This is a genomic window from Microbacterium sp. bgisy189, from assembly GCF_057707225.1.
In genome coordinates this window covers 154,722-179,366 of the sequence record NZ_JBYIPT010000004.1, presented here as the reverse complement: position 1 = coordinate 179,366, position 24,645 = coordinate 154,722, and the positions used below count along the sequence as shown (strand labels likewise).

Annotated in this window: 18 protein-coding genes, 1 tRNA gene and 1 other RNA gene; 12 read left to right on the top strand and 8 right to left on the bottom strand. The window is 68.7% G+C overall.

Features of this window, described 5'->3' with window-relative positions:
* Positions 1-89: 89 nt before the first annotated feature.
* Both AC3ENX_RS07850 and aceE read right to left on the bottom strand, forming a co-directional pair.
* Entirely contained in the window at positions 90-1,298 is a 1,209-nt protein-coding gene (locus AC3ENX_RS07850) for a PucR family transcriptional regulator (RefSeq protein ID WP_434811307.1), read from the bottom strand.
* Positions 1,299-1,304: 6 nt separating this feature from the next.
* On the bottom strand, positions 1,305-4,034 hold the full coding sequence (gene aceE / locus AC3ENX_RS07845; RefSeq protein WP_434811306.1) for a pyruvate dehydrogenase (acetyl-transferring), homodimeric type: 2,730 nt from the start codon (positions 4,032-4,034) through the stop codon (positions 1,305-1,307).
* A 144-nt stretch (positions 4,035-4,178) separates the two neighbouring features.
* On the opposite strand from aceE, the gene AC3ENX_RS07840 reads away from it, so the two are divergent.
* The 4 genes from AC3ENX_RS07840 (at position 4,179) to rnpB (ending at position 7,168) form a co-directional block, all read left to right on the top strand.
* A tRNA-Val gene (locus AC3ENX_RS07840) sits at positions 4,179-4,251 on the top strand.
* Positions 4,252-4,306: 55 nt separating this feature from the next.
* On the top strand, positions 4,307-5,038 hold the full coding sequence (locus AC3ENX_RS07835; RefSeq protein ID WP_434811305.1) for a zinc ribbon domain-containing protein: 732 nt from the start codon (positions 4,307-4,309) through the stop codon (positions 5,036-5,038).
* Positions 5,039-5,059: 21 nt separating this feature from the next.
* Positions 5,060-6,763, top strand: a complete 1,704-nt coding sequence (locus AC3ENX_RS07830; RefSeq protein WP_434811304.1) for a bifunctional 3'-5' exonuclease/DNA polymerase — start codon at positions 5,060-5,062, stop codon at positions 6,761-6,763.
* A gap of 46 nt (positions 6,764-6,809) precedes the next feature.
* Positions 6,810-7,168, top strand: an RNA gene (gene rnpB, locus AC3ENX_RS07825) — RNase P RNA component class A.
* A 16-nt stretch (positions 7,169-7,184) separates the two neighbouring features.
* On the opposite strand, the gene ppgK is transcribed toward rnpB, so the two are convergent.
* Positions 7,185-7,946: a polyphosphate--glucose phosphotransferase gene (gene ppgK / locus AC3ENX_RS07820; RefSeq protein WP_434811303.1), complete on the bottom strand. Its 762-nt coding sequence runs from the start codon at positions 7,944-7,946 to the stop codon at positions 7,185-7,187.
* Positions 7,947-8,020: 74 nt separating this feature from the next.
* Here ppgK and AC3ENX_RS07815 point away from each other — a divergent pair, with 74 nt between their 5' ends.
* From AC3ENX_RS07815 to AC3ENX_RS07805, 3 genes are read left to right on the top strand one after another with little or no spacing between them, the layout of a single operon-like run.
* A complete protein-coding gene (locus AC3ENX_RS07815) occupies positions 8,021-8,227 on the top strand; it encodes an SPOR domain-containing protein (RefSeq protein ID WP_434811302.1) in 207 nt (68 codons plus the stop codon).
* Between the two features lie 44 nt (positions 8,228-8,271).
* Positions 8,272-9,609, top strand: a complete 1,338-nt coding sequence (locus AC3ENX_RS07810; RefSeq protein WP_434811301.1) for a glutamine synthetase family protein — start codon at positions 8,272-8,274, stop codon at positions 9,607-9,609.
* Between the two features lie 4 nt (positions 9,610-9,613).
* Positions 9,614-12,610, top strand: a complete 2,997-nt coding sequence (locus tag AC3ENX_RS07805) for a bifunctional [glutamine synthetase] adenylyltransferase/[glutamine synthetase]-adenylyl-L-tyrosine phosphorylase (RefSeq protein ID WP_434811300.1) — start codon at positions 9,614-9,616, stop codon at positions 12,608-12,610.
* 81 nt (positions 12,611-12,691) lie between these two features.
* Here the strand turns inward: AC3ENX_RS07805 and glnA are convergent, their stop codons facing one another.
* Positions 12,692-14,116 (bottom strand): type I glutamate--ammonia ligase, encoded by a 1,425-nt coding sequence (gene glnA / locus AC3ENX_RS07800; protein ID WP_434811299.1) that lies wholly within the window; start codon positions 14,114-14,116, stop codon positions 12,692-12,694.
* Between the two features lie 130 nt (positions 14,117-14,246).
* Between glnA and AC3ENX_RS07795 the strand changes: the two genes are divergently transcribed.
* The gene (locus tag AC3ENX_RS07795; RefSeq protein WP_434811298.1) at positions 14,247-14,675 is read left to right on the top strand and encodes an RDD family protein; all 429 of its coding nucleotides are present in this window, start codon (positions 14,247-14,249) and stop codon (positions 14,673-14,675) included.
* A 21-nt stretch (positions 14,676-14,696) separates the two neighbouring features.
* On the opposite strand, the gene AC3ENX_RS07790 is transcribed toward AC3ENX_RS07795, so the two are convergent.
* Entirely contained in the window at positions 14,697-15,407 is a 711-nt protein-coding gene (locus AC3ENX_RS07790; RefSeq protein WP_434811297.1) for a DUF4191 family protein, read from the bottom strand.
* 119 nt (positions 15,408-15,526) lie between these two features.
* On the opposite strand from AC3ENX_RS07790, the gene AC3ENX_RS07785 reads away from it, so the two are divergent.
* Entirely contained in the window at positions 15,527-16,762 is a 1,236-nt protein-coding gene (locus AC3ENX_RS07785) for a ubiquinol-cytochrome c reductase iron-sulfur subunit N-terminal domain-containing protein (protein WP_434811296.1), read from the top strand.
* A 7-nt stretch (positions 16,763-16,769) separates the two neighbouring features.
* On the opposite strand, the gene sucB is transcribed toward AC3ENX_RS07785, so the two are convergent.
* The 3 genes from sucB to AC3ENX_RS07770 form a co-directional block, all read right to left on the bottom strand.
* Positions 16,770-18,527, bottom strand: coding sequence for a 2-oxoglutarate dehydrogenase, E2 component, dihydrolipoamide succinyltransferase (sucB, locus tag AC3ENX_RS07780; RefSeq protein WP_434811295.1), 1,758 nt, complete (start codon positions 18,525-18,527; stop codon positions 16,770-16,772).
* Positions 18,528-18,589: 62 nt separating this feature from the next.
* Entirely contained in the window at positions 18,590-19,960 is a 1,371-nt protein-coding gene (gene lpdA, locus AC3ENX_RS07775; RefSeq protein ID WP_434811294.1) for a dihydrolipoyl dehydrogenase, read from the bottom strand.
* A complete protein-coding gene (locus tag AC3ENX_RS07770) occupies positions 19,957-21,432 on the bottom strand; it encodes a leucyl aminopeptidase (RefSeq protein WP_434811293.1) in 1,476 nt (491 codons plus the stop codon). The genes lpdA and AC3ENX_RS07770 overlap by 4 nt, the downstream gene beginning before the upstream one ends.
* 83 nt (positions 21,433-21,515) lie before the next feature.
* Between AC3ENX_RS07770 and AC3ENX_RS07765 the strand changes: the two genes are divergently transcribed.
* The 3 genes from AC3ENX_RS07765 to AC3ENX_RS07755 all read left to right on the top strand — a co-directional run bounded on the left by AC3ENX_RS07765 (position 21,516) and on the right by AC3ENX_RS07755 (position 24,644).
* On the top strand, positions 21,516-22,439 hold the full coding sequence (locus AC3ENX_RS07765; RefSeq protein WP_434811292.1) for a proteasome assembly chaperone family protein: 924 nt from the start codon (positions 21,516-21,518) through the stop codon (positions 22,437-22,439).
* Between the two features lie 136 nt (positions 22,440-22,575).
* Positions 22,576-23,949 (top strand): RNA polymerase sigma factor, encoded by a 1,374-nt coding sequence (locus AC3ENX_RS07760; RefSeq protein ID WP_434811291.1) that lies wholly within the window; start codon positions 22,576-22,578, stop codon positions 23,947-23,949.
* Positions 23,946-24,644 (top strand): coenzyme F420-0:L-glutamate ligase, encoded by a 699-nt coding sequence (locus tag AC3ENX_RS07755; protein ID WP_434811290.1) that lies wholly within the window; start codon positions 23,946-23,948, stop codon positions 24,642-24,644. The genes AC3ENX_RS07760 and AC3ENX_RS07755 overlap by 4 nt, the downstream gene beginning before the upstream one ends.
* The last annotated feature ends 1 nt before the right edge of the window (position 24,645 follow it).

The following is a 24,645-nucleotide window of genomic DNA, read 5'->3' as shown; positions in this document are numbered from 1 at the left end:
ATCCCCCTCCTGGCGGATCGCTCACAAGAAAGTCTTGATGCTTTGTGCGTGGCCTACAGCGCCACGCCGCCGTTCAGGCTAGCGCGCGATCAGGGCCGGCGCACGGGTGAGGCGCGTCGGCGTGTCACCTCGGTGCCGATCGAACCGATGATCAGCGCGGTCTGGAGGATGAGCGCCTCACGCGGACCCGTGGCATCCCACCCGATCACGTCCGAGACGCGCTTGAGTCGGTACCGCACCGTGTTGGGGTGAACGAACAGCTCGCGAGCCGTCGCTTCGAGCGACCGACCGTTGTCGAGGTAGCTCCACAGCGTCGTCACGAGATCGGTCGAATGCGCCTGCAGCGGCCGGAAAATGCGCTCGACGAGCGTCGTCTTCGCGAGCGGGTCACCCGCGAGCGCGCGCTCCGGCAGCAGATCGTCGGCTTCGACCGGCCGTGGCGCGTGGCGCCAGGCCTTCGCGACCGCGAAACCCGCCAGGGCTGCACGCGCACTCTGACTGGCGTCGACGAGCGCCGAGACGGCCGGGCCGAGCACGAGGTGTCCGGCACCGAATCCAGGCTCGAGTCGCCGTGCGATCTCGGGAAAGGGCAGCGGGGCGACCTCGTCGGCCGCGGGGGCTTCGGAACGCCCGATCACCAGCACCAGCCGCGATCCCTGCACGCCGATGAGCACGTCGACACCGAGCTTGCGGGCCATGCGTCGCAACTGGTCGACGTCGAACTGCGCGGGCGTCGTCCCGACCAGCACCGCGACTTCGCCGTGCCCGTGCCACCCCAGCGCCGCGATGCGGCTCGGCAGTTCCTCGTCGGCTTCGCCCGTGAGGATTGAATCCACCACGAGCGCTTCCAGACGCGCATCCCAGAGCCCTCGGGCCTCGGCTGCACGGGCATACACGTCAGCGGCGGCGAAGGCGACGTCCCGCGAGTACAGCAACATGCTCTCGCGGATGTCTTCGCCGCGACCCGCCACGCGCTCCTCGGTGACCTCGACGGTCACGCGGATCAGTTGGAGCGTCTGCGTCAGGCTCACGCTTCTCAGCAGTTCGCGGGGCGCCGCGGCGAACACGTCGGCCGCGATCCACGGCGTCGCGCCCGGGTCGTCATACCACTCGATAAAAGACGTGATGCCGGCCTGTGCGACCAGTCCCACCGCGGAACGACGAGCCGGCGGCATCTCGGCGTACCAGGGCAGCTGGTCTTCGAGCCGTTTGATGGTCGCTGTCGCCAGGTCACCCGAGATGCGGCGCAACCACGCCAACGTCTCGGCCTTCTGCTCCGGGGTGGGACGTTCGGGCACGCCGGGTCAGCTCTCGCCGCCGGCGTTCCCGCTCGTTCCCGCGGTGACGTCGTGCAGGCGGTACTTCTCGATCGCCTGCGCCGAGAGCGAGCGGTCGACGACACCCTCATCGGCCAACGCCTGCAGGGTGCGCACGACCACCGAGGGGCCGTCGATCTTGAAGAACCGGCGGGCCGCGGCGCGCGTGTCCGAGAAGCCGAAGCCGTCTGCGCCGAGCGTGGCGAATCGACGCGGCATCCACGGGCGGATCTGGTCTTGCACGGCGTGCATGAAGTCGCTGACGGCGACGATCGGGCCCGCGGTGTCCTGCAGCTTCTGGGTGACGTACGCGGTACGCGGTTCGTCCATCGGGTGCAGGAAGTTGTGCTCGTCGGCGGCGAGGCCGTCGCGGCGCAGTTCGGTCCAGCTGGTGACCGACCAGACGTCAGCGGTCACGCCCCAGTCGTCCTGCAGCAGCTTCTGCGCCTCCATCGCCCACGGCACACCCACGCCCGAAGCGAGGATCTGGGCGCGATGCCCCTCACCCTCGCCGACCGAGACGCGGTGGATGCCGCGGACGATGCCCTCGACGTCGACGTTCTCGGGCTCGGCGGGCTGCACGAGCGGCTCGTTGTAGACGGTGATGTAGTACATCACGTCGGGGTCGGGGTGGTTGCCGCCGTACATGCGGTCGAGGCCGCTGCGCACGATGTGGGCGATCTCGTACCCGTAGGCCGGGTCGTAGGAGACGGTGGCCGGGTTCGTCGATGCGAGCAGGTGCGAGTGCCCGTCGGCGTGCTGCAGGCCCTCACCGGTCAGCGTCGTGCGACCGGCTGTCGCGCCGATGATGAAGCCGCGCGCCATCTGGTCGCCGGCGGCCCACTGAGCGTCGCCGGTGCGCTGGAAGCCGAACATCGAATAGAACACGTACACCGGGATGAGCGGCTCGCCGTGCGTCGCGTACGACGTGCCGACGTTCGTGAACGCGGCGACTGCGCCGGCCTCGTTGATGCCGACGTGCATGATCTGCCCTTGCGGGCTCTCCTTGTAGGCGAGCAGCAGTTCACGGTCGACCGACGTGTAGTTCTGGCCGTTCGGGTTGTAGATCTTCGCGGTCGGGAAGTACGCGTCCATGCCGAACGTGCGCGCCTCGTCGGGGATGATCGGCACGATGCGGTGGCCGAAGTCCTTCGCGCGGAGCAGATCCTTCAGCAGCCGGACGAACGCCATCGTGGTGGCGATCTCCTGCGTGCCCGAACCCTTCTTAGGCAACGCGTACGCGCTGTCGTCGGGGAGCGTGATCGGCACGTGGTGCGTACGGCGCTCGGGCAGGAAGCCGCCCAGGTCGCGACGCTTGTCGACCATGTACTGGATCGTCTCGTCCTCCATGCCGGGGTGGTAGTACGGCGGCGTGTAGGGGTTCTCTTCGAGCTGTGCATCGGTGATCGGGATGCGCATCGAGTCGCGGAAGTGCTTGAGGTCTTCGAGCGTCATCTTCTTCATCTGGTGGGTCGCGTTGCGGCCCTCGAAGTGGTGCCCGAGGCCGTAGCCCTTGATCGTCTTCGCGAGGATGACGGTGGGCTGGCCCTTGTGCGCCTTGGCGGCGGCGTATGCCGCGTACAGCTTCTGGTAGTCGAGCCCACCGCGGCGGAGCTTGCCCCAGATGTCGTCGTCGGACCAGTCCTTGACCATCGCGGAGGTGCGCTCGTCACGTCCGAAGAAGTGATCGCGGATGAACTTGCCGTCTTCGGCGCGGTACGTCTGGAAGTCACCGTCGGGGGTGGTGTTCATGAGGTGGACGAGCGCTCCGTCCACGTCGACCTGGAGCAGTTCGTCCCAGCCGCGACCCCAGACGACCTTGATGACGTTCCACCCGGCGCCGCGGAAGTAGCTCTCGAGTTCCTGGATGATCTTGCCGTTGCCGCGCACGGGTCCGTCGAGTCGCTGCAGGTTGCAGTTGACGACGAACGTGAGGTTGTCGAGCCCCTCGTTGGCGGCGACCTGCAGCTGCCCGCGGCTCTCGACCTCGTCCATCTCGCCGTCGCCGAGGAAGGCCCACACGTGCGAGTCGTTCAGGTCTTTGATGCCACGGTTGGTCAGATACTTGTTCGTCATCGCCTGGTAGATGGCGTTGATCGGACCGAGACCCATCGAGACGGTCGGGAACTGCCAGTACTCGGGCATGAGGCGTGGGTGCGGGTATGACGGAATGCCGACCGGCGCCTTCGACTTCTCCTGGCGGAAGCCGTCGAGCTGGTCGGAGGTGAGGCGGCCTTCGAGGAAGGAGCGCGCGTAGATGCCGGGGGAGGCGTGGCCCTGGATGAAAATCTGGTCGCCGCCGCCTGCGTGGTCGAGGCCCCGGAAGAAGTGATTGAAGCCGACTTCGTACAGCGATGCCGACGAGGCGTAGGTCGAGATGTGCCCGCCGACGCCGATGCCGGGACGCTGTGCGCGGTGCACGGTGACGGCGGCGTTCCAGCGGATCCAGCGGCGGTAGCGGCGCTCGAGCTCTTCATCGCCGGGGAACTCCGGTTCGTTCTCCGGCGCGATCGTGTTGATGTAGTCGGTCGTCGGAACCTGCGGGACGTTCAGCTGCAGTTCGTGCGAGGTCTGCAGCAGGCTCAGCATGATCTCGCGTCCGCGGCCTGCGCCCTTGGCATCGACGAGCTGCTGGAGCGACTCCTGCCACTCTGACGTCTCTTCGGGGTCGCTGTCGAGGGGGCCCTGGGAGTATGGGTCCTGGTCGTGAACAGTCACAGGTGACCTTTCGTTCGCTGGCAGATCATGCCAGTTCTGGGGCTTCTGAGGCGTGCTGCTTTGTTCAGCAGAGACAATCGCGTCGTGCATCAGCCTAGCGACCTCCGCGACCGACGAGGACGCACCCGTAGGATGAGAACCCGAGGGCCTTTAGCTCAGCTGGTAGAGCGCCACGTTTACACCGTGGATGTCGTCGGTTCGATCCCGGCAGGGCCCACTGTCGCTTCCTGCTCGCACACGCCGACCGCCGTCCCGCGCGGTAGGTTGGAGGCGTGAACGCAAGCCCCGCCGACCAGCGCAAGCTCCTCGACATCGCACAGCTCGACGCCCGCGTCCGTCAGGCGGAGCAGGCGCGCAGCAACCCACCGCAGGCCGCCCGTGTGCAGGAATTGCTGGCGCAGCGCCAGACGCAGTCCGGCGAACTCACGCGACTGCTCGGGGTTCGTGACGACGCACGAGCCGAGCTGTCGCGGATCGAGGCCGATGTCGCGGTCGTCGATGCCCGCGCCAAGCGCGATGCCGATCGACTCGCCGCAGCAACCAACCCGAAGGATGCCGTCGGTCTCGAGCACGAGATCGCGTCGCTGGAGCGCCGCAAGAGCGCGCTCGAAGACGCCGAGCTCGATGTGATGGAGCGACTGGAAGCGATCGAGTCCGAGGTGGCGGCGCAGGAGGCCCTCGTCGCCCAGACGAACGATGAGGGCGCGCGGCTGAGCGCAGAAGGCAAGCAGGCGGTCGCCGAGGCGACCGCGGTCCTCGACACGGCCCGACGCGACCGCGATGCCATCGCGGGTACGGTGGCGGCGGACCTGCTCGCGATGTACGAGCGACTCGCGGCTCGCGGTGTGGGAGCGGGGCTCCTCCACCGCCGTACCTGCGAAGCGTGCCGTATGGTCTTGTCGGGCACAGACCTGCAGCAACTGCGTCAGGTGCGCGAGGACGAGGTGGCGACGTGCCCGGAGTGCGGCGCAATCCTCGTGCGCACCGACGAATCCGGGCTGTGATGCCATGAGCACCACCCGAGGATGACGAACGCCTCGGGCGGCTGGCGCGCGATCGGCCGCGATGACGCGGGACGAATCGTCACGGTGGCCGTCGATGCGACCGGTCGGCGTCTGAGCGAACCGTCGTCGTTCGATGACGTCACGGCCGCCGTGGCTGCGGACGTCGGCGCACGGTGGGTGTGGAACGATGCGCGTTCGTGGCTGCCCGTTGCGCTCGAGGCGGGGGTCGAGGTCGCCCGGTGCCGAGATCTGCGACTGTGCCACGCGATCCTCCGCGACAGCGCGCATGTCGACGACGCCGACGATCTCCGCGCCGCGACGGCATGGGACGTCGCATCCGAGCCGACGAGCACATCCGAGACGCTGTTCGACCTCGCGCACGGTCCGGCGCTGCCAGACCACATCGACGACATCTGCGCCGAGTTCTCGAGACAGCAGCACGCAGTCGACGCCTCGCGTCATCCAGAGGCCCTCCGTCTCCTGCTCGCCGCCGAGTCCGCCGGGGCGATGATCGCTGTCGAGATGCACGCCGCCGGGGTGCCGTGGGATGCCGCTGTGCACGATGGGCTGTTGACGGAGGCACTGGGCGCACGTTCGAAGACCGGCGGACTTCCGCACCGTATCGAAGCGGTGGCAGCCCAGGTGCGTGCAGCGTTGGATGATCCATCGGCCAGCCTCGATTCGCAGCCCAAGCTGCTGCGTGCCCTGCACAGCGTCGGCGTGATGGTCTCGTCGACCAGCAAGTGGGAGCTCGCCGAGCACGACCATCCGGTCGTCGCACCCCTGCTCGAGTACAAGCGGATGACCCGTCTGCTCAGCGCGAACGGATGGTCGTGGTTGCAGGAGTGGGCACCGGACGGCCGGTTCCGTCCTGTGTACGTCCCCGGCGGCGTCGTCACCGGGCGGTGGGCCTCGTCTGGCGGCGGGGCACTCCAGCTGCCGCGGCAGCTGCGTCCGGCGGTGCGGGCCGATCCGGGTTGGGTGCTCGTCGTGGCGGACGTCGCGCAGCTCGAACCGCGGGTGCTCGCGGCGATGGCTCGCGACCGAGGGCTCGCGGACGCGGCGCGGGGAACCGATCTGTACGCGGGAATCGTCGCGTCGGGAGTGGTGCCGACCCGCCAGGACGCCAAGATCGCTGTACTCGGCGCGATGTACGGCGCGACGACCGGCGACAGCGGGCGGCTGGTTCCGGCGCTTCGCCGGGCCTATCCGCGCGCGATGGGGCTCGTCGACGACGCGGCGCGGGCCGGCGAGCTCGGCGAGGTCGTTTCGACCTGGCTGGGTCGATCGTCGCCTCCGCCCTCAGCGGGCTGGCGCAGGCTGCAGGCGGATGCCGCTGAGCCCGACGCGGGGGAGGGCGACAGGGCGACGGCCCGTCGGAGCGCTCGTGATCGAGGGCGGTTCACACGGAACTTCATCGTGCAGGGCACTGCTGCCGAGTGGGCCCTTGCATGGCTCGCCGACCTTCGCGTCCGCCTCGCCGCCCTGCCTGCGGTGGATGCCGGCGCCGTTGCCGCGCGATCAGGGCCCGTCTTCGGCGCTCGTGCCCATCTCGCGTTCTTCCTGCACGACGAGATCATCGTGCATGCCCCAGCGTCGCAAGCCGATCAGGCGGCCGAAGCGGTGCGTGCGGCTGCTGCGGCCGCGACGGACCTCCTGTTCGGCGGATTCCCGATCGACTTTCCGCTCGACCTGCGCATCACGATCGACGCGGGCAAGGCGTGACCGGCGCACGCCCACGACCACGGGGCCGTAGGATCGGGGATGCGAATGGGTCGGCCGGACGGTCGCGTTGCGGGAGACCGCACCGAGGAACGTCCGGGCTCCGCAGGACAGGGCGGTGGGTAACACCCACCCGGAGCGATCCGCGAGACAGTGCCACAGAAAGCAGACCGCCCCGGTTCACCGGGGTAAGGGTGAAAGGGTGGTGTAAGAGACCACCGGGGTCGTGGCGACACGACCCGCAAGGTAAACCTCGTCCGGAGCAAGGCCAGACAGGGGATGACGACGCGGTCCGCCGAGTCCCCGGGTAGGCCGCTGGAGCGGCACGGCAACGTGTCGCCGAGAGAGATGACCGTCGAAGGGACTTCGGTCCCGGAACAGAACCCGGCGTACAGGCCGGCCCATTCGCCCCGCCCGACGCCGGTCAGCCGATCGAGAGTGCCGCCGCGCCGATGATCCCTGCGTTGTTGCGGTGCGTCGCCGGCACGATCGGTGTCTTGAGATCGAGCAGGGGCAGGAACTTGTCGGCGTGCTTCGAGACGCCACCGCCGACGATGAACAGGTCAGGGCTGAACAGGAACTCGAGGTGGCTGTAGTACCACTGCAACCGCCCCGCCCACTTGTCCCAGGTGAGTTCCTCGCGCTCCATCGCCGAGTACGCCGCCCACGCCTCCGCATCCCGCTTGTGCCCGGCCCGGTCCAGGTGGCCGAGTTCGCTGTTGGGGATGAGGACGCCGTTGTGGATCATGGCGCTGCCGATCCCGGTGCCGAGCGTCGTGAGGATGACGAGCCCGTCGACGTCACGAGCTGCCCCGAAGCGAACCTCCGCCACGCCCGCCACATCGGCGTCGTTCGCGAAGTGGATCTCGCGTCCCAGTCCCTCTTCGAAGAACTGCTCCGCCTCGAAATCGATCCACCGGTCCGACACGTTCGCGGCCGACAAGGTGCGTCCGCGCTTGACGATGGCGGGAAAGGCGACCCCCAGCGGCACGTCGGCGTCGGTCACCTCAAGACGCTCGAGCACGGTCTTGACCGCAGCGAGGACGTCGTCGGGCTTCGCGCCTTCGGGCGTTGCGACCTTCACCCGATCACTCAGCAGCTCCCCGGTCGAGATATCGACCAGGGCGCCTTTGATGCCGGTTCCGCCGATGTCCACCCCGACAGCGCGGGTCGTCGTGCTCGCCATGCCGCCCAGCCTATCGACCACGAGGCGTCATCGTTAGGATCGTGGCACTGCGCACGCATCCCCGAGGAGGCTCCATGAGCGGCGACGAGAAGTACTGGTACAACCTCACGACCGGTCAGGTGGAGTACGGCCTGGAATCACCCGCCGTCGATCGGGCCGGCCCGTTCGACACCGCTGAAGCGGCCGCCGACGCACCGCGACTGCTCGCAGAACGCTCCCGCGCGTGGGCGGAGGAAGAGGCTCGTGAGGACGACTGGGGGTCCGGTGCGTCGAAGGGCTGACCAGGCCCGATAGTCTGGGCGCAGGCCCCTTCGGAGAGGACGCGATGGACAAGCAGCGGGACTTCGTACTTCGTACGATCGAGGAGCGGGGCGTCAAGTTCGTCCGCCTCTGGTTCACGGACGTGATCGGCACCCTCAAGTCGGTCGCAATCGCACCGGCAGAGGTTGAGGGGGCCTTCGCCGAGGGCCTCGGTTTCGACGGCTCGGCGATCGAGGGCCTTACGCGATCACACGAGTCCGATCTGCTCGCATACCCCGACCCGACGACCTTCCAGACGCTCCCGTGGCGCGGTGAGGTCGACCCCACTGGGCGGATGTTCTGCGACATCACGACCCCTGACGGTCAACCGGCCGTGGCCGACCCCCGCAACGTGCTCAAGCGCACGCTGGCGAAGGCCGCAGACGCCGGCTTCACGTTCTACACGCATCCCGAGATCGAGTTCTACCTGTTGAAGTCGTCGCAGGTCGGTCCCGAGGGTCCTGTGCCCGTCGATTCGGCGGGCTACTTCGACAACGTGCCCGGCGGCACCGCGCACGATTTCCGTCGCAGCTCGGTGCGCATGCTCGAAGACCTCGGCATCTCGGTCGAGTTCAGCCACCACGAGGGCGGCCCGGGCCAGAACGAGATCGATCTGCGTTACGCGGACGCGCTCGCGACGGCGGACAACATCATGACCTTCCGCACGGTGGTCAAGGAGGTGGCGATCGAGCAGGGCGTGTACGCCACGTTCATGCCCAAGCCCCTCAGCGGCCACCCCGGCAGCGGCATGCACACGCACATGTCGCTGTTCGAAGGCGACCAGAACGCGTTCTACGAAGAGGGCGCGCAATACCAGTTGTCGAAGACCGGCCGTCACTTCATCGCCGGTCTGCTGAAGCACGCCAACGAGATCGCCGCGGTCACCAACCAGTTCGTCAACTCGTACAAGCGCCTCTGGGGTGGCGACGAGGCCCCGAGCTTCATCACGTGGGGGCACAACAACCGTTCCGCACTGGTGCGTGTGCCGCTGTACAAGCCGAAGAAGGGCCAGTCCTCGCGCGTCGAGTACCGTGCACTCGATTCTGCTGCCAACCCGTACCTGGCCTTCTCCCTGCTGCTCGCGGCGGGCCTGAAGGGCATCGAGGAGGAATACGACCTTCCGCCCGAGGCGGAGGACAACGTGTGGTCGCTCACCGACGCGGAGCGCCGAGCACTCGGCTACGCGCCGCTGCCTGCGAGCCTCGATCACGCGCTCGAGTACATGGAGGAGTCCGAACTCGTCGCAGAGACGCTGGGGGAGCAGGTCTTCAACTACGTCCTCCTCAACAAGCGACGCGAATGGCAGGAGTACCGCGCGCAGGTCACGCCGTACGAGCTGAAGAGCAATCTGGAGATGCTCTGAGGCCATGGCCGGGGAGCGTTCCTCTGGCCTGACGGCGCTCGCTCGTGCGGGCTTCGGCGACCTCGCCGACGGCGAACGTTCGCTCGACGAGCTCGCGTCGCTCACCGGGCTCGACCGCAGTGCGCTGCTCGTCGGCGCCGAACGAGCGGCCGATCCTGACACGGCAGCGGCGGCCCTGGTGCGCATCGCGCGACGCGATGCGGCGCCCGTGCGCACCGTCCTCGCGGACAGTCCGGAGACTGCGTGGTTGGTGATCGGGGCGTCGGACGGCTTCGCAGACTTCTACCTGCGGCATCCAGAAGAGCTCGTGCACCTCGTCGGGGCCGGGTCGATCCTGCCGGACGCGGAGCGGATGCGGCGCGAGCTGCTCGAGTCGGTGGGCGCGGATGCCGAGGGCTTCGCCGCGCTGGGCGACGAGAGCGCGTGGGTCGCACTGCGCGTCCGCTACCGTCGCATGCTCGCCCTCATCGCGGCCTTCGATCTGACGGCCCCGAGCGCCGAAGACGTCCTGCACCGGGTTGCCGCGACGCTCGCCGACGCGGCGGGCGCCGCGCTGGAGGCCTCACTCGCCGTCGCGCGCACGCGGGTGTCGGGCGGCGCTGCGGGTGCCGGCCTGTTCCCGCGCGAGCACGTCGCCGGCACGAGGCTGGCCGTGATCGGCATGGGCAAGACCGGTGCACGCGAGCTGAACTACGTGAGCGACGTCGATGTGATCTTCGTCGGCGGCGCCGACGAGATCCTCAAGGAGGCGGTCGGCGAAGGGCGTGCCGTCGACATCGCGACGCGGCTCGCGGTGCAGACCATGCGCGGCATCTCGGGCGTCGAGATCGAACCGCCGCTGTGGGAGGTCGACGCGAACCTCCGGCCGGAGGGCAAGCAGGGCGCCCTCGTGCGCACACTCGAGTCGCATCTGTCGTACTACGACCGGTGGGCGAAGAGCTGGGAGTTCCAGGCGCTGCTGAAGGCACGCCCCCTCGCCGGCGATGCGGCGCTCGGGGCCGAGTACGTCGCCGCCGTCCAGCCGAAGGTGTGGACCAGCGCCGCCCGCGAGAACTTCGTCGACAGCGTGCAGCGCATGCGCGAACGTGTCACCGAGCACATCCCGCCCGAAGAAGTGCCGTATCAGCTCAAGCTCGGGCCGGGCGGCATCCGCGATATCGAGTTCACCGTGCAGCTGCTGCAGTTGGTGCACGGGCTCTCCGACGATCAGATCCACCAGCGCGGCACGCTCGACGCGCTCGACGCGCTCGTCTCGCAGGGGTACATCGGCCGGGAGGATGCCGCGACGTTCTCGCGCGACTACCGCATCCTGCGGGTGTTGGAGCATCGGCTGCAGTTGCGAGGGCTTCGGCGCACGCATCTCATGCCGCAGTCGCCGGAGGGGCTGCGCGCGCTCGCCCGAGCGTCGGGCCTCGTCGACAAGGGCGCCGACGTCTGGGCGCTGTGGGAGTCGGTCAAGCGTGAGGTGCGCGAGATCCACGTGCGCCTGTTCTACCGGCCGCTGCTGTCTGCAGTGGCCGCGCTGCCCGCCGACGAGCACGCCCTCTCCACGCAGCAGGCGCACGACCGACTCGCCGCGATCGGCTTCGCGGACCCGGCGGGCGCGCTCCGACACATCGGCGCCCTGACGACCGGCATCAGCCGCAAGACGACGATCCAGCGGCACCTCATGCCGGTGATGATCCGGTGGTTCGCCGACGGCGTCAATCCCGACTACGGTCTGCTCGCCTTCCGGCGCATCTCGGAACGACTCGGCGACACGCCCTGGTTCCTGCGGATGCTGCGCGACTCCTCGGGAGCCGCCGAACGGCTGACGCGGGCCTTGTCGGGATCGCGGTTCGTCGGCGAGCTCATGGAGTGGATTCCCGAGTCGGTCGCCTGGCTCGATTCCGACGATCAGCTCAGGCCGCGCTCGGGAGTCGCCCTCCAGGAGGAGGCCCGCGCGATCCAGACGCGGCACCAGACCATCGACGACGCGATGCGGGCCGTGCGAGCGCTCCGGCGTCGCGAATTGCTGCGACTCGCGCTGGCAGGGCTGCTGACGCCGATGACGATCGAGGATCTCGCGGCAGGGCTCACGACGATCAGCGAAGTGACGATCCAGGCATCCTTGCGCGCAGTGCGGCGCGAGGTCGTTGCGCCCGAAGACGACGCGCTCGACTTCTCCGTCATCGCGATGGGTCGATTCGGCGGCGCCGAGCTCGGGTTCGGGTCGGACGCCGATGTCATGTACGTGTACGACGCGAACGGCGTGGACCCGCAGCGTGCGGCCGAGTACGCGCGAAATATCGTGCAGGGTCTGCGGAACGCTTCCGAAGACCACCGCGTGCCGTTCGAGCTCGATGCGGATCTGCGTCCCGAGGGGCGCAACGGCCCGATGGCGCGGTCGCTGGACTCGTACGCCGAGTATTACCGGCGGTGGTCGCTCTCGTGGGAGGCGCAAGCACTCCTCCGGGCCCGAGGGATCGCCGGCAGCGTGAAGTTGATCGAGCGCTTCATGGCACTGGCGGACGAGGTGCGCTATCCGGCGGATGCCAAGCTGCAGGATCTGCGTGAGATCAAGCGCATCAAGGCGCGCGTCGAGAACGAACGACTGCCACAGGGTGCCGACCGCAGTCGGCATCTGAAGCTCGGCCCGGGCGGCCTCAGCGACGTCGAGTGGCTCGTACAGCTGCTGCAGCTGCAGCACGGCCACCGCGTGCCGGGCCTGCGTACGACTTCGACGCTGGCGGCACTGGACGCGGCACGGCAGGCCGGTCTCGTGCCCGATGCATCCGCGACGCGCCTCGCGGAGTCCTGGCATCTCGCAAGCCGACTCCGGTCGGCCAATACCCTGCTGTCCGGCCAGACCAGCGATGTGCTGCCGACAGACCGCGGACAGCTCGACGGGATCGGGCGCATCCTGGAGTACCCGGACGGCTCCGCGACCCGTGTCGAAGAAGACTGGATGCGTGCCTCCCGTCGAGGCCGACGAGCATTCGAAAAGCTCTTCTACGGCTGACCCGCGTCACCTCCACGACAGAGAAACCCCTCCGACCCCGCACATGTGCGGAAATCGGAGGGGCTCTCGTGTCAGGTGACCTCAGACACCGAAGTACAGCTCGTACTCGAACGGGTGAGGACGTGCAGCGATCGGCTGGATCTCGTTCTCGATCTTGTACTCGATCCAGGTCTCGATCAGCTCGGGCGTGAACACGCCGCCCTGCAGCAGGAACTCGTGGTCGGCGCGCAGCGCCTCCAGCGAGTCGAGCAGCGAGTTGGGCACCTGCGGGATGTTCTTGGCCTCCTCGGGCGGCAGTTCGTAGAGGTCCTTGTCGACCGGCTCGTGCGGCTCGATGCGGTTCTTGATGCCGTCGATGCCGGCCATCAGCTGCGCCGCGAAGGCGAGGTACGGGTTGCCCGAAGCGTCCGGCGCGCGGAACTCGATGCGCTTGGCCTTCGGGTTCGTGCCGGTGATCGGGATGCGGATCGCAGCGGAGCGGTTGCCTGCCGAGTACACCAGGTTGACGGGAGCCTCGTAGCCCTTCACCAGACGGTGGTAGCTGTTGAGCGTCGGGTTGGTGAAGGCGAGCACGGCCGGAGCGTGGGCCAGGATGCCGCCGATGTACCAGCGGGCGATGTCGGAGAGACCGCCGTAGCCCTTCTCGTCGTAGAAGAGCGGCTCGCCGCCGTTCCACAGCGACTGGTGGGTGTGCATGCCCGAACCGTTGTCACCGAACAGCGGCTTGGGCATGAAGGTCGCGACCTTGCCCCACTGGTCTGCAACGTTCTTGACGATGTACTTGAACTTCAGGATGTCATCGGCCGCGTGCACCATCGTGTCGAAGCGGTAGTTGATCTCCTGCTGGCCGCCGGTGCCCACCTCGTGGTGCGCGCGCTCGAGCTGCAGGCCCGACTCGATCAGCTTGAGGCTGATGTCGTCGCGGAGGTCAGCCGTCTTGTCGACCGGTGCGACGGGGAAGTAGCCGCCCTTGTAGGGGGTCTTGTTGGCGAGGTTGCCGCCCTCTTCCTCACGGCCGGTGTTCCAGGCGCCCTCTTCGGAGTCCACCGAGTAGAAGCTCGCGTTCTGCTTCACTTCGTAGCGGACGTCGTCGAAGATGTAGAACTCCGCCTCGGGTGCGAAGAACGCCGTGTCGGCGATGCCCGTGGAGGCGAGGTACTTCTCGGCCTTCTTGGCGACCTGGCGCGGGTCCTTGCTGTAGATCTCGCCGTTGCGCGGGTTGTAGATGTCGAAGACCATCACGAGGGTCTTCGCCTCGCGGAACGGGTCCAGGTAGGCGGTGGAGACATCCGGGATCAGCTGCATGTCGGACTCATGGATGTTCGCGAAGCCGCGGATCGACGAGCCGTCGAAGAGCTGGCCGACCGTGAAGAACTCCTCGTCGACGGTCGAGGCCGGAATGTTGAAGTGCTGCTGCACGCCAGGAAGATCCGTGAAACGGATGTCGAGGAACTTGACGTCCTCGTCCTGGATGAACTTGAGCACCTCGGATGAATCTTTGAACATGGAGTCTCCAAGATCGGGTGAGGAACACGCCAGCGCTGATGCCGACACGGTCGAAACTAGCGGGGCGGGGTTGCTCTCCAGTATCCCGCATGTTTCGGGCATGTTACGCGGGCGCCGATAGGCTGGACGCGTGGCGACCCCCGAGAATTCCTACCCCGGAGAGCGCCTCGGCCTCCCCGCGTCCGGCTCCGGCAGTGTCGCGCGGTTCGGCCGCCGGCTCGTCGCCCTGATCATCGACTACGCCGCGGCGACACTCGTCGCGACCGCGTTCTTCGGCTACGACCAGTTCGCGCTGCCGTCTGAGGCGGGACTGAGTCTGTTCGCGCCCATGACCGTGTTCGCCGCGCTCAACCTGTTGTTCGTGCCGACGATCGGCGGCACCCCGGGGCACCGGATCGTCGGGCTGCGCATGCAGCGGTTCAGCGGGGGATGGGTCGGCCTCTGGCGACCCATCGTCCGGACGGCACTGCTGGTGCTCGTCATTCCCGCGCTGGTCTGGGACGCTGATCAGCGCGGGCTGCACGACAAACTGGCCGGCACGATCCTGCTGCGGGCCTGATCCTGTTGCAGGCCTGAGGGGTCAACGCGGGCGCGGCGCGCGCGCCTTCATCGGGTCGATGCCCTTCGGGATCGGCAATGACGTGACCGACTGCGACACCGAGTCGACACGCTTGATGATCGCGGCCATGGTCGCGCGGTCGATCTTTTTGGGCAGGGCCTTGATGGTCTTCGCGAGGTCGGCGATTGCGACGTCGCCCTCGTCGTGGCCCACGTACATGACGGCGACCGGCACGCCGGAGGCGACGCGCTGCACCTTGAGTCGCTCGTCGCTGATGAGCCGCGTCAGACGCCCGCGCGCACCCTCGCCGATGATCACGACGCCGCCGCGACCGATGACGCGATAGACGGCGTCCTGCGTCTTCGGGTTGATGCCGACGGGTGTGTCGGAGGCCGTCCAGTTGCGGCCGAGGGCGGTGGAGATCACGTGGCCGGTCGCACCCGGCATCCCGTCGATCTTCTTGTACATCGCACTCGTCGACAGGCGCGTCATCGTCATCATCGCCCCGAGCAGACCGAGCATGAGGCCCGTGAAGCCCCACAGGATGATGCTCCACACGGCGACCGGCGGCACGAAGAATCCGACGACCACGCCGATCGCGATACCCACGACGAGCACGCCGCCGAGCAGCCACGGGAGCCACGAGTAGGTCGATGCCGTGAACGTGTAGAGCGAGCGGAGCTGCTTGAAGAAGCCGGGACGCTTCTCCGGTGCGGTACTGCGGGAGGACATGGCTCCAGCCTACCTTTCGCGTCGCGCCGCCGTCTGCACAGAACGGCTCCGTGACGGGTTGTCCACCGATCGCGACCGAGTGAGACCACGCGCCCGCCCGGGAGGCGACACTCGGGTGCATGACCCAGCGCCTCATCGACGAACTGCGACCCCGAGTACTGCGACGGGTCGCCCCTCCCGAGGCGCCCTTCGCGGCCGACCTCGTCGCGGGCGAGCCGCCGCGGATGTGGGTCGAGCGGAAGGATTTCGGGCCGGGTCCGGGTTGGCGGGCCGCCGCCGACGGGCATGTGCTCGCGCCCGTCGACCTCGCCCTTGCCGGGGATGGGACCGCCGTCATCCTGCCGGTGTGCACGATGCGTCTCGACGCGGATGCCGTCGCCACGGCCGGTGAGGCGGTGACGGTGGCCGTCAGCCTGCTGCGCGGCGCAACCGAGGCGGACGGTCTCGCAGGCGACGCGGGCAGTTGGTGGGTGACCGCCGACGGGCGCCCCGTGCTGGCGTTGACCGGCTCGGTGCCGTGGCGACCTGACACGGTCGCCCTCCTGCACCGGCTCGCCGACGCCATGCCCGACATCGAGCCGCAGCTGCGTCGGGCATCCGATGTGATTGCGGACGCGCGAAGACTGGCGCGTGACGGCGCGGCGTGCGAGGGCGACCTGTTCGCAGCGGCCGAGGCGAGACCGTTGGCGCAACGCGAGCTGCGTGAGCAGCACGCCCCGACGCCGAACCGCCGGCGCGCGCGTGAGGCCGATCGCGCACCGTCCACCGCGGGCGCCCCCGCGTCCGGGAGATGGTTCGACGTGTTCGTCGACCTGGAGCTGGGGGAGCGGGCGCGCGAACTGCTGGCCCGCCCGCGCCGCGCGATCCGCAAACGACCGGCGTCCGCGAACGGACCCGAGTCCGGCGCGCCGGCACCCTCAGGTTCGGGCTCCCGCCGGCGCGTGCTGCTGCTCGCAACCGGCGCGGCCGCCGCGGTCCTCGCGGCCGGCGCCCTCTGGCCGAGCGAGGGCGGCGCCACCGAATCGATGCAGCCCCAACGCTCTGCAGCAGCCGAGACGCCGTCACCGACGGCGTCGGATCCATCTCTCGACGATGTGGGTTCGGTGCTGGTGGCACGACTGGCGGCCTGCGGCGACGCGGTGCACTGCGACGTCCTCGAACCCACTGCGAAGCGTCCGACCGCGGGTGCAGCCCTCGTCGCCTCGGCCGAGACCACCTTGGTGGACGAGTACGGCGGGGTCGCCGTCTATCGCGCCGAGGCGCCGGGGCACGACACGCAGATCATCGTGGCCGTCCGCACCGATGACGAATGGCTGGTCCGCGAGGTGTACGACCTCGCGGACCAGCCATCGTGAACAGGGATCAGATGCCGAGGTCGCCCTCGAACTGCGCTGCCTCGAGGCGGGTCTTCACCGCGCCGAGGAATCGCGCAGCATCCGCGCCGTCGATGGTGCGGTGGTCGTACGACAGCGCGAGGTAGACGTAGGAACGGACCGCGATCGCGTCCTTGCCGTCGACCGAGACGATGCCGGGGCGCTTGACGACGACGCCCAGCCCGAGAATCGCGGACTGCGGGAGGAAGACCACCGGGGTGTCGAACAGCGCGCCACGCGAACCCGTGTTGGTCAGCGTGAACGTGCCCCCGGCGAGCTCGTCGGGCTTGAGCTTGTTGTCGCGGGTGCGGGCGGCGAGATCGGCGATCTCGTGCGCGATCTGCGCGATGTTCTTCGAGGCCGCATCACGCAGCACCGGCGTCAGCAGTCCGCGCTCGGTGTCGACCGCGATCGAGAGGTTCTCGGTCGCGGGGTAGACGATGTCGGTTCCGTCGACCGTCGCGTTGATGATCGGGAACGTCTGCAGCGCCTCGGCGGCGGCCAGCGCGAAGAACGGCAGGAACGACAGCTTGTCGCCCGTTTTCTCGAGGAACGGCCCCTTGACGCCGTCGCGCAGCGCGGCGAGCTTGGTGACATCCACTTCGACCACGGTCGTGAGCTGAGCGGTCTGCTGCATCGAGGCGACGGCACGCTCTGCGAGCACCTTGCGAAGACGGGACATCGGCTGCGTCGTCCCGCGCAGTTCCGAGATCTCGCGCGGCGCGGGCGCGGCGGGAGCAGAGGCCGCAGCGGGCGCTGCCGCGGGCGCGGCCTTGGCGGCCTCGGCCGCCTTCAGCACATCCTCCTTGCGGATGCGACCACCGACACCGGTGCCCGTGACACTCGCGAGGTCGACGCCCTGCTGCTGCGCGAGGCGGCGCACAAGCGGCGTGACATAGGTGGGCCCGTCGTCGTCGGACGTACCGAGGCTGGGCATCGTCGGAGCCGGCGGCTCCTGCGCGGCCGGTGCGGCCTCCGGCGCCGCTGGCGCAGCCGGCGCCTCCTGGACGGGAGCCTCCGCGGGCGCCGCAGGAGCGGCGGCCTCTTCAGCGGCCGGTGCGGCCGGAGCTTCGGCAGCGGGCGCCGCAGGCGCCTCGGCGGCAGCCGGTGCAGCACCGGACCCGATGCGCGCGAGCACGGAGCCGACCTCGACCGTCTCGTCTTCTTGCACGAGGATCTCCGTCAGCGTTCCCGCGACGGGCGACGGGATCTCGGTGTCCACCTTGTCGGTGGAGATCTCGAGCAGCGGCTCGTCGACCTCGACACTGTCACCGACGGCCTTCAGCCAGCGGGTGACCGTGCCCTCGGTGACGCTCTCGCCCAACTCGGGGAGCGTGACATCCTTCGCGTCACCGGACGACGCGGGTGCAGCCTGCTCGGGTGCCGGTTCGGCGGCCGGCTGCTCGGCGGCGGGTGCCTCCGCTGCCGGCGCGGCTTCAGCCGGGGCCTGCTCCTGCGCAGCGTCGGCGGGCGCCTCGGCGCTGGGCTCGTCCTGGCTGGGTGCCCCGGAGCCGTCACCGATCTTGGCGAGGATCGCGCCGACCTCGACGGTCTCGTCCTCGTCGACCAGGATCTCTTCGATGACGCCGCTCACGGGCGACGGGATCTCGGTGTCCACCTTGTCGGTCGAGATCTCCAGCAGACCTTCATCGGCCTGGATCGTGTCACCGACCTTCTTGAGCCAGCGGGTGACCGTTCCCTCGGTGACGCTCTCTCCGAGCGCGGGGAGGACCACGGAAGTGCTCATGTCGTTTGCTCCTTCAGGATGTCGATGTCGTGTCTAGCTTAGTGATGTCGGGGGTGCGCCGGTCAGAGCGCGTGGAGGGGCTTGCCGGACAGCGCCAGGAACGCCTCGCCGAGCGCTTCGCTCTGCGTGGGATGGGCGTGGATGAAGGGGGCGATATCCTCCGGGTGCGCCTCCCATCCGACGGCCAACTGGCCTTCGGTGATCAGCTCACCGACACGGTCGCCCACCATGTGGACACCGACGATGGGTCCATCGGCGACGCGCACGACCTTGACGATACCCGCGGTGCCGAGGATCTCGCTCTTGCCGTTGCCGGCGAGGTTGTATTCGTACGCGACGATGGCGTCGCCGTGCGCATCGCGTGCCTGCGCCTCGGTGAGGCCCACCGAGGCGACCTCGGGGTGGGAGTAGGTCACGCGGGGAATCGTGCTCTCGGGCACGTCGACCGACGCGACGCCTGCGATGAGTTCGGCGGCGCGGATGCCCTGCTGGAAGCCGCGGTGCGCGAGCTGCAGCCCGGGCACGATGTCGCCGACGGCGCGGATGTGCGGCACCGAGGTGCGCAACTGCTCGTCAACGGTGACGAAGCCCCGGTCGAGCGCCACCCCTGCTTCTTCGAAGCCGAGTCCGGCCGTGACCGGACCGCGCCCGACGGCCACGAGAAGGTAGTCGGCGGACAGCTCGGATCCGTCTTCCAAAGCCACGGTGACCGACGACTCGTGATGTGTCGCCGAGGCGAAGCGCACGCCCAGCCTGGAGGTGATGCCGCGCTTGCGGAACGCCCGCTCGAGTGCCTTGCTGAGCGCGACGTCTTCGTTGGGCACCAGGTGGTCGAACGCCTCGATGATCGTGACCTCGACCCCGAACGAGCGCCACAGGCTCGCGAACTCCACACCGATCACACCGCCGCCGAGGATGAGCACGCTCGCGGGGATTTCGCCGAGCGCCAGCGCCTCCTCGCTCGTGAGGATGCGCCCGCCGGCCTCGAGGCCTGGCAGCAGACGCGTCATCGAGCCGGTGGCGAGCACCACGTCGGTGCCGCGGTAGACGTCGTCACCGACCTGCACTGCGCCGTCGACGGTGAGCCGCCCGGCGCCCGCGACGACGTTGATGCCGCGGGCTTTGATGAGCCCTTCGAGGCCCTTGAACTTCTTTGCGACGATGCCCTCGCGGTAGGCGGTCAGGCGTTCGACGTCGACACCGCCGAGCGTGGCCTCCACGCCGACGGCCGATGCCTCGCGCACGTGGTCGGCGACCTCGGCTGCGTGCAGGAGCGCTTTGGTCGGGATGCAGCCGCGGTGCAGGCAGGTTCCACCGACCTTGTCCTTCTCGATCAGCGTGACGGTCTTGCCCAGTTCGGCGGCACGCAACGCGGCAGCGTAACCGCCGCTTCCGCCGCCCAGGACGACCAGATCGCTCCGGTGCTCGGTCATCGTCCGGCTCCTTCCAGCAGGGCGATCAGTGATCGCACGGTGACGGCCGTCGGGCCCTTGTCCGTCGCGCCGAACGCGGCTGACTTGCTCGTGCCGGCGCCCGCGATGTCGAGGTGCACCCAGGGGATGCGCGCGGCGTCGTCGGCATCCGAGACGCGACCGACGAACCGCTGCAGGAAGAGTCCGGCGAACAGCGACCCGCCGGCGGGGTCACCGATCTTGGCGTTCTGCAGGTCGGCGATCGGGCTGTCGAGTTCGTCCTCCATGTGCGCCGGCAGCGGCAGATGCCATGCGAGCTCTCCCGTCGCCTTCGAGGCGGCGAGGTATTCGGCGACCGCATCGTCAGATCCCATGACCCCGACGTGGCGGTGCCCGAGCGCGACGATGATCGCGCCCGTGAGGGTCGCGACATCGATGAGCAGGTCGGGACGTTCGCGGCTCGCGGCCACGAGTCCGTCTGCGAGCACGAGGCGCCCCTCGGCATCCGTGTTGAGCACCTCGACGCTCGTGCCGTCGAGCATGGTGAGAACGTCGCCCGGTCGCGTCGCGCGACCCGACGGCATGTTGTCGGCGATGGCGAGCCAGCCGCTGACACGCACCGGCAACTGGAGGCGCGCGGCGGCGATGACGACGGCGAGCGCGGTCGCGGCCCCCGCCATGTCGAACTTCATGCCGACCATGCTCGCCGCGGGCTTGAGGGAGAGGCCGCCGGTGTCGAACGTGATGCCCTTTCCGACGAGGGCGACGTGGCGCTGCGCCCCGGAGGGGGAGTAGTCCAGTCGAACCAGCCGCGGCGGGCGGTCCGAGCCGCCGCCGACCCCGAGGATGCCGCCGTACCCACCGGCCTCCAGCGCGTCTTCGTCGAGCACCTCGACCGTGATGGGCAGCTCCGCCGCAGCGGCGACAGCAGCATCCGCCAGATCAGCGGGGCTCTGCCGATTGGCGGGGGTGTGCACGAGGTCCTTCACGAGGGCCGCGGCGTCGGCGACGGCGACCGCGCGGGACACCTGTTCGGACGAGAGCGAATCGTCGGCGTGCAGCAGCACGCGATCCGCACGGGAAGTGCCCCTGTCCTTCTTGAAGCCTGCGAAGCGATAGCCGCCGAGCGCCGCGCCCTCGGCCGCCGCGGCCCACAGGTCTGCGTCGGTGACCCCCGGGAGCGCGACGGACAGGGTGGCGAACCCGGTCGTCGTCCGGACGGCGGTGCCGACGGCATCCCGCACGTCGGCCGGAGCGGGGTCGCCGCCGGTGCCGACGGCGATGAGCGGTCGTGATGTCGCTTCGGGTGCGTACACGCGCACGCAGGTGCCGCGTGCGCCGGTGAAGGCGAGTGCTTCGAGTGCCGCGGCGACGCCCGGCCACGCCTCGAGCACATCGCCGGATTCGGCAAGCGGCGGGAGCGCGACGACGATGGCATCGGCCTTGGAGTCGAGTGGGGGAACGGACGAGATCTCGAGCTCGGGGTACGGCATGCCTTCCATCCTAGGGAGGTGGTGTTCGCTGTCAGCGGGACGCCACGGGATCCGACCTGCTGAGCGGCTCGTACAGTGGAGGTATGCCCCTCTCCGGTCCGCTCTACGAACGCGTCGCGTCAGCGCCGCCGGTCCCGGCCGGACTTCCGCTGGTCATCGCATTGACGGGCTTCACGGATGCCGGCGGAGCCGTCGCACGCACCGTGGAGTACTTCCGTGATCAGCTCGAGCCTGCGCCGGTTGTCGCGTTCGATCCAGACGTCCTGCTGGACTATCGGGCCCGCCGCCCCATCGTCACCTTCGAGGCGGATCACCTGACCGACTTCCGACCGGCGCGACTCGAGTTGTCGCTCGTGCATGACGCCGCGGGGAGACCGTTCCTGCTGCTGGCCGGCTTCGAGCCGGACTTTGCATGGGAGGCGTTCGCAGAGACCGTCGTCGGGCTCGCCGAAGGACTGAGTGTCGCCAGCATCACGTGGGTGCACGCCATTCCGATGCCCGTGCCGCACACCCGACCCATCGGCACGACCGTGAGCGGGAATCGCGAAGATCTCACCAAGGCGCATTCCGTCTGGCAGCCGCATACGCAAGTTCCGGCAACGGTGGGCCACCTGCTCGAGTACCGGTTCTCGCAGGTCGACGCCTCGATCGCGGGCTTCGTCCTGCTCGTGCCGCATTACCTCGGCGACACCGAGTTTCCGGGTGCCGCGATCGCTGCCCTCGACAGCCTGTCGGTCGCAACCGGCCTCACGTTCGACATCGACGTCCTGCGTGAAGAGAACAAGCCGTTCCTCGAGAAGGTCGCGGAGCAGGTGGAGGGGTCCAGCGAGCTCACGACGATGCTGCAGAACCTCGAGGAGCGATACGACTCGTATATGGCGGGCAGTGGGCTCGGCCAACCGATCATCCACACCGGCGACCTGCCCAGCGCGGATGAGCTCGCAGCGGAGCTCGAACGCTTTCTCGCGAGCCGGCCCGCCGACGACGACAAGCGCGGTCTGCGCTGAGCGGTGTCGGGGTATAATGAATACCCTGACCCGTTGTCGAATCCGCCGCACGATGCTCGCATCGTCGGCCGGGACTTGACAAGGGTCATACTCCTGTCCGAAAACACGACGGAATCCCGTCGGTGAAAGGCGAGACGTGGCGACGACCAAATCCACCCGCACCCGTAAGACGGACGACGTCGAGGACGTGCAGGAGGCGACGACGACTCCCGCGACCAAGGTCGCACCCAAGGCGAAGGCCGCAGCCAAGAAGCCCGCGGCCAAGAAGACTGCTGCCAAGGCCGCTCCCGCGACCTCGCGCACCAAGGGCACGTCCAAGAAGGATGACGACGAGTTCGACGACGAGGTCGAAGACAACGACATCGAGATGGACGACGCCGGCGACGACTCGGACGACAGCGACGACTCCTCGGACGACGCCGCTGCGGCGAAGTCCGACGCGAAGAAGAAGAGCGACGCCTCCGACGACGACGAGGACGACGACGAGGACGCACCTGTCAAGAAGGTCGTCACCGAGCCGCTCCCCACCGGGGCGATCGTCATCAGCTCGAACGACGAGGACGAGGTTCCCGTCTACTCGACGCAGATCACGGGTGCGACCGCCGACCCCGTCAAGGACTACCTGAAGCAGATCGGCAAGGTGCCGCTGCTGAACGCGGCCGAAGAAGTCGAGCTCGCGATGCGCATCGAGGCGGGGCTGTTCGCCGAAGAGAAGCTGTCGAACATGTCGGCGGCCGAGAAGAGCTCGCAGCTCGGGCTCGACCTGCAGTGGGTCGCCCGCGACGGTCAGCGCGCCAAGAGCCACCTGCTCGGGGCGAACCTGCGTCTGGTGGTCTCGCTCGCCAAGCGCTACACCGGCCGCGGCATGCAGTTCCTCGACCTCATCCAGGAGGGCAACCTGGGCCTGATCCGTGCCGTCGAGAAGTTCGACTACACGAAGGGCTTCAAGTTCTCGACCTATGCGACCTGGTGGATCCGTCAGGCCATCACCCGCGCCATGGCCGACCAGGCCCGCACCATCCGCATCCCGGTGCACATGGTCGAGGTCATCAACAAACTCGCCCGCGTGCAGCGGCAGATGCTGCAGGACCTCGGCCGCGAACCCACGCCCGAGGAGCTCTCGCGCGAGCTCGACATGACGCCCGAGAAGGTCGTCGAGGTGCAGAAGTACGGCCGCGAGCCGATCTCACTGCACACCCCGCTCGGCGAGGACGGCGACAGCGAATTCGGTGACCTCATCGAGGACACCGAGGCGGTCGTACCGGCCGACGCGGTGGGCTTCACGATGCTGCAGCGTCAGCTCGAGTCGCTCCTCGACTCGCTGTCGGAGCGCGAGGCGGGCGTCATCCGCATGCGCTTCGGTCTCGGCGACGGCCAGCCGAAGACGCTCGACCAGATCGGCGACACGTTCGGCGTGACGCGTGAGCGCATTCGGCAGATCGAGTCCAAGACGATGGCGAAGCTGCGGCACCCGTCGCGCTCGCAGTCGCTCCGGGACTACCTCGAATGAGTTCGGCCGCCAACGACGGCAAGGCGCTGGAGGTCGCCGTCGACGGGACGTCGTTCGCGCGCATCCCGATCCGCACCCGCGTGGTGATGCCCGGTGACGATCTCGACGAGGTCGTCACCGAATACGCGCCAGAGCACCTGCAAGACGGCGACATCCTCTTCGTGACGGAGAAGATCGTCGCCATCACGCAGGGCCGCTCGTACCGGCTCGACGAGATCCAGCCGCGTCCGCTGGCGAGGTTCCTCTCGAAGTACGTGGCCCGCACGCCGTACGGCATCGGCCTCGGCATGCCGGAGACGATGGAGATGGCACTGCGCGAGTGCGGCACGCCCCGCATCCTCCTCGCCGCCACCGTCAGCGCCGTCACGAAGGTCTTCGGCCGCCGCGGCGACTTCTACCGCGTCGCCGGCGAGAAGGCCCGCGCGATCGACGGCCCGACCAGCGGCACGATCCCGCCCTACAACGAAGCGGTCGTCCTCGGCCCGAGCGAGCCCGACAAGGTCGCCCGGACACTGCAGCGCCAGCTCGGCGGGGCCGTCGAGGTGGCCGTCGTCGACATCAACGACATCGGTGGCAACATCCTCGGTTCGACGCTCGACAAGGCGGGGGAGCAGCGCCTCGTGCGCATCCTCGGCGACAACCCGCTCGGGCAGGGACACCAGTCCACGCCGATGGGCATCATCCGCGAGGTCTGAC

Excerpts from the sequence above, each read along its gene's own strand:
- AC3ENX_RS07830 (WP_434811304.1), top strand. The coding sequence starts at position 5,060 with ATGACGAACGCCTCGGGCGGCTGGCGCGCGATCGGCCGCGATGACGCG.
- ppgK (WP_434811303.1), bottom strand. The coding sequence starts at position 7,946 with ATGGCGAGCACGACGACCCGCGCTGTCGGGGTGGACATCGGCGGAACC.
- AC3ENX_RS07815 (WP_434811302.1), top strand. The coding sequence starts at position 8,021 with ATGAGCGGCGACGAGAAGTACTGGTACAACCTCACGACCGGTCAGGTG.
- AC3ENX_RS07810 (WP_434811301.1), top strand. The coding sequence starts at position 8,272 with ATGGACAAGCAGCGGGACTTCGTACTTCGTACGATCGAGGAGCGGGGC.
- AC3ENX_RS07805 (WP_434811300.1), top strand. The coding sequence starts at position 9,614 with ATGGCCGGGGAGCGTTCCTCTGGCCTGACGGCGCTCGCTCGTGCGGGC.
- glnA (WP_434811299.1), bottom strand. The coding sequence starts at position 14,116 with ATGTTCAAAGATTCATCCGAGGTGCTCAAGTTCATCCAGGACGAGGAC.
- AC3ENX_RS07790 (WP_434811297.1), bottom strand. The coding sequence starts at position 15,407 with ATGTCCTCCCGCAGTACCGCACCGGAGAAGCGTCCCGGCTTCTTCAAG.
- AC3ENX_RS07785 (WP_434811296.1), top strand. The coding sequence starts at position 15,527 with ATGACCCAGCGCCTCATCGACGAACTGCGACCCCGAGTACTGCGACGG.
- sucB (WP_434811295.1), bottom strand. The coding sequence starts at position 18,527 with ATGAGCACTTCCGTGGTCCTCCCCGCGCTCGGAGAGAGCGTCACCGAG.
- lpdA (WP_434811294.1), bottom strand. The coding sequence starts at position 19,960 with ATGACCGAGCACCGGAGCGATCTGGTCGTCCTGGGCGGCGGAAGCGGC.
- AC3ENX_RS07770 (WP_434811293.1), bottom strand. The coding sequence starts at position 21,432 with ATGCCGTACCCCGAGCTCGAGATCTCGTCCGTTCCCCCACTCGACTCC.
- AC3ENX_RS07765 (WP_434811292.1), top strand. The coding sequence starts at position 21,516 with ATGCCCCTCTCCGGTCCGCTCTACGAACGCGTCGCGTCAGCGCCGCCG.
- AC3ENX_RS07755 (WP_434811290.1), top strand. The coding sequence starts at position 23,946 with ATGAGTTCGGCCGCCAACGACGGCAAGGCGCTGGAGGTCGCCGTCGAC.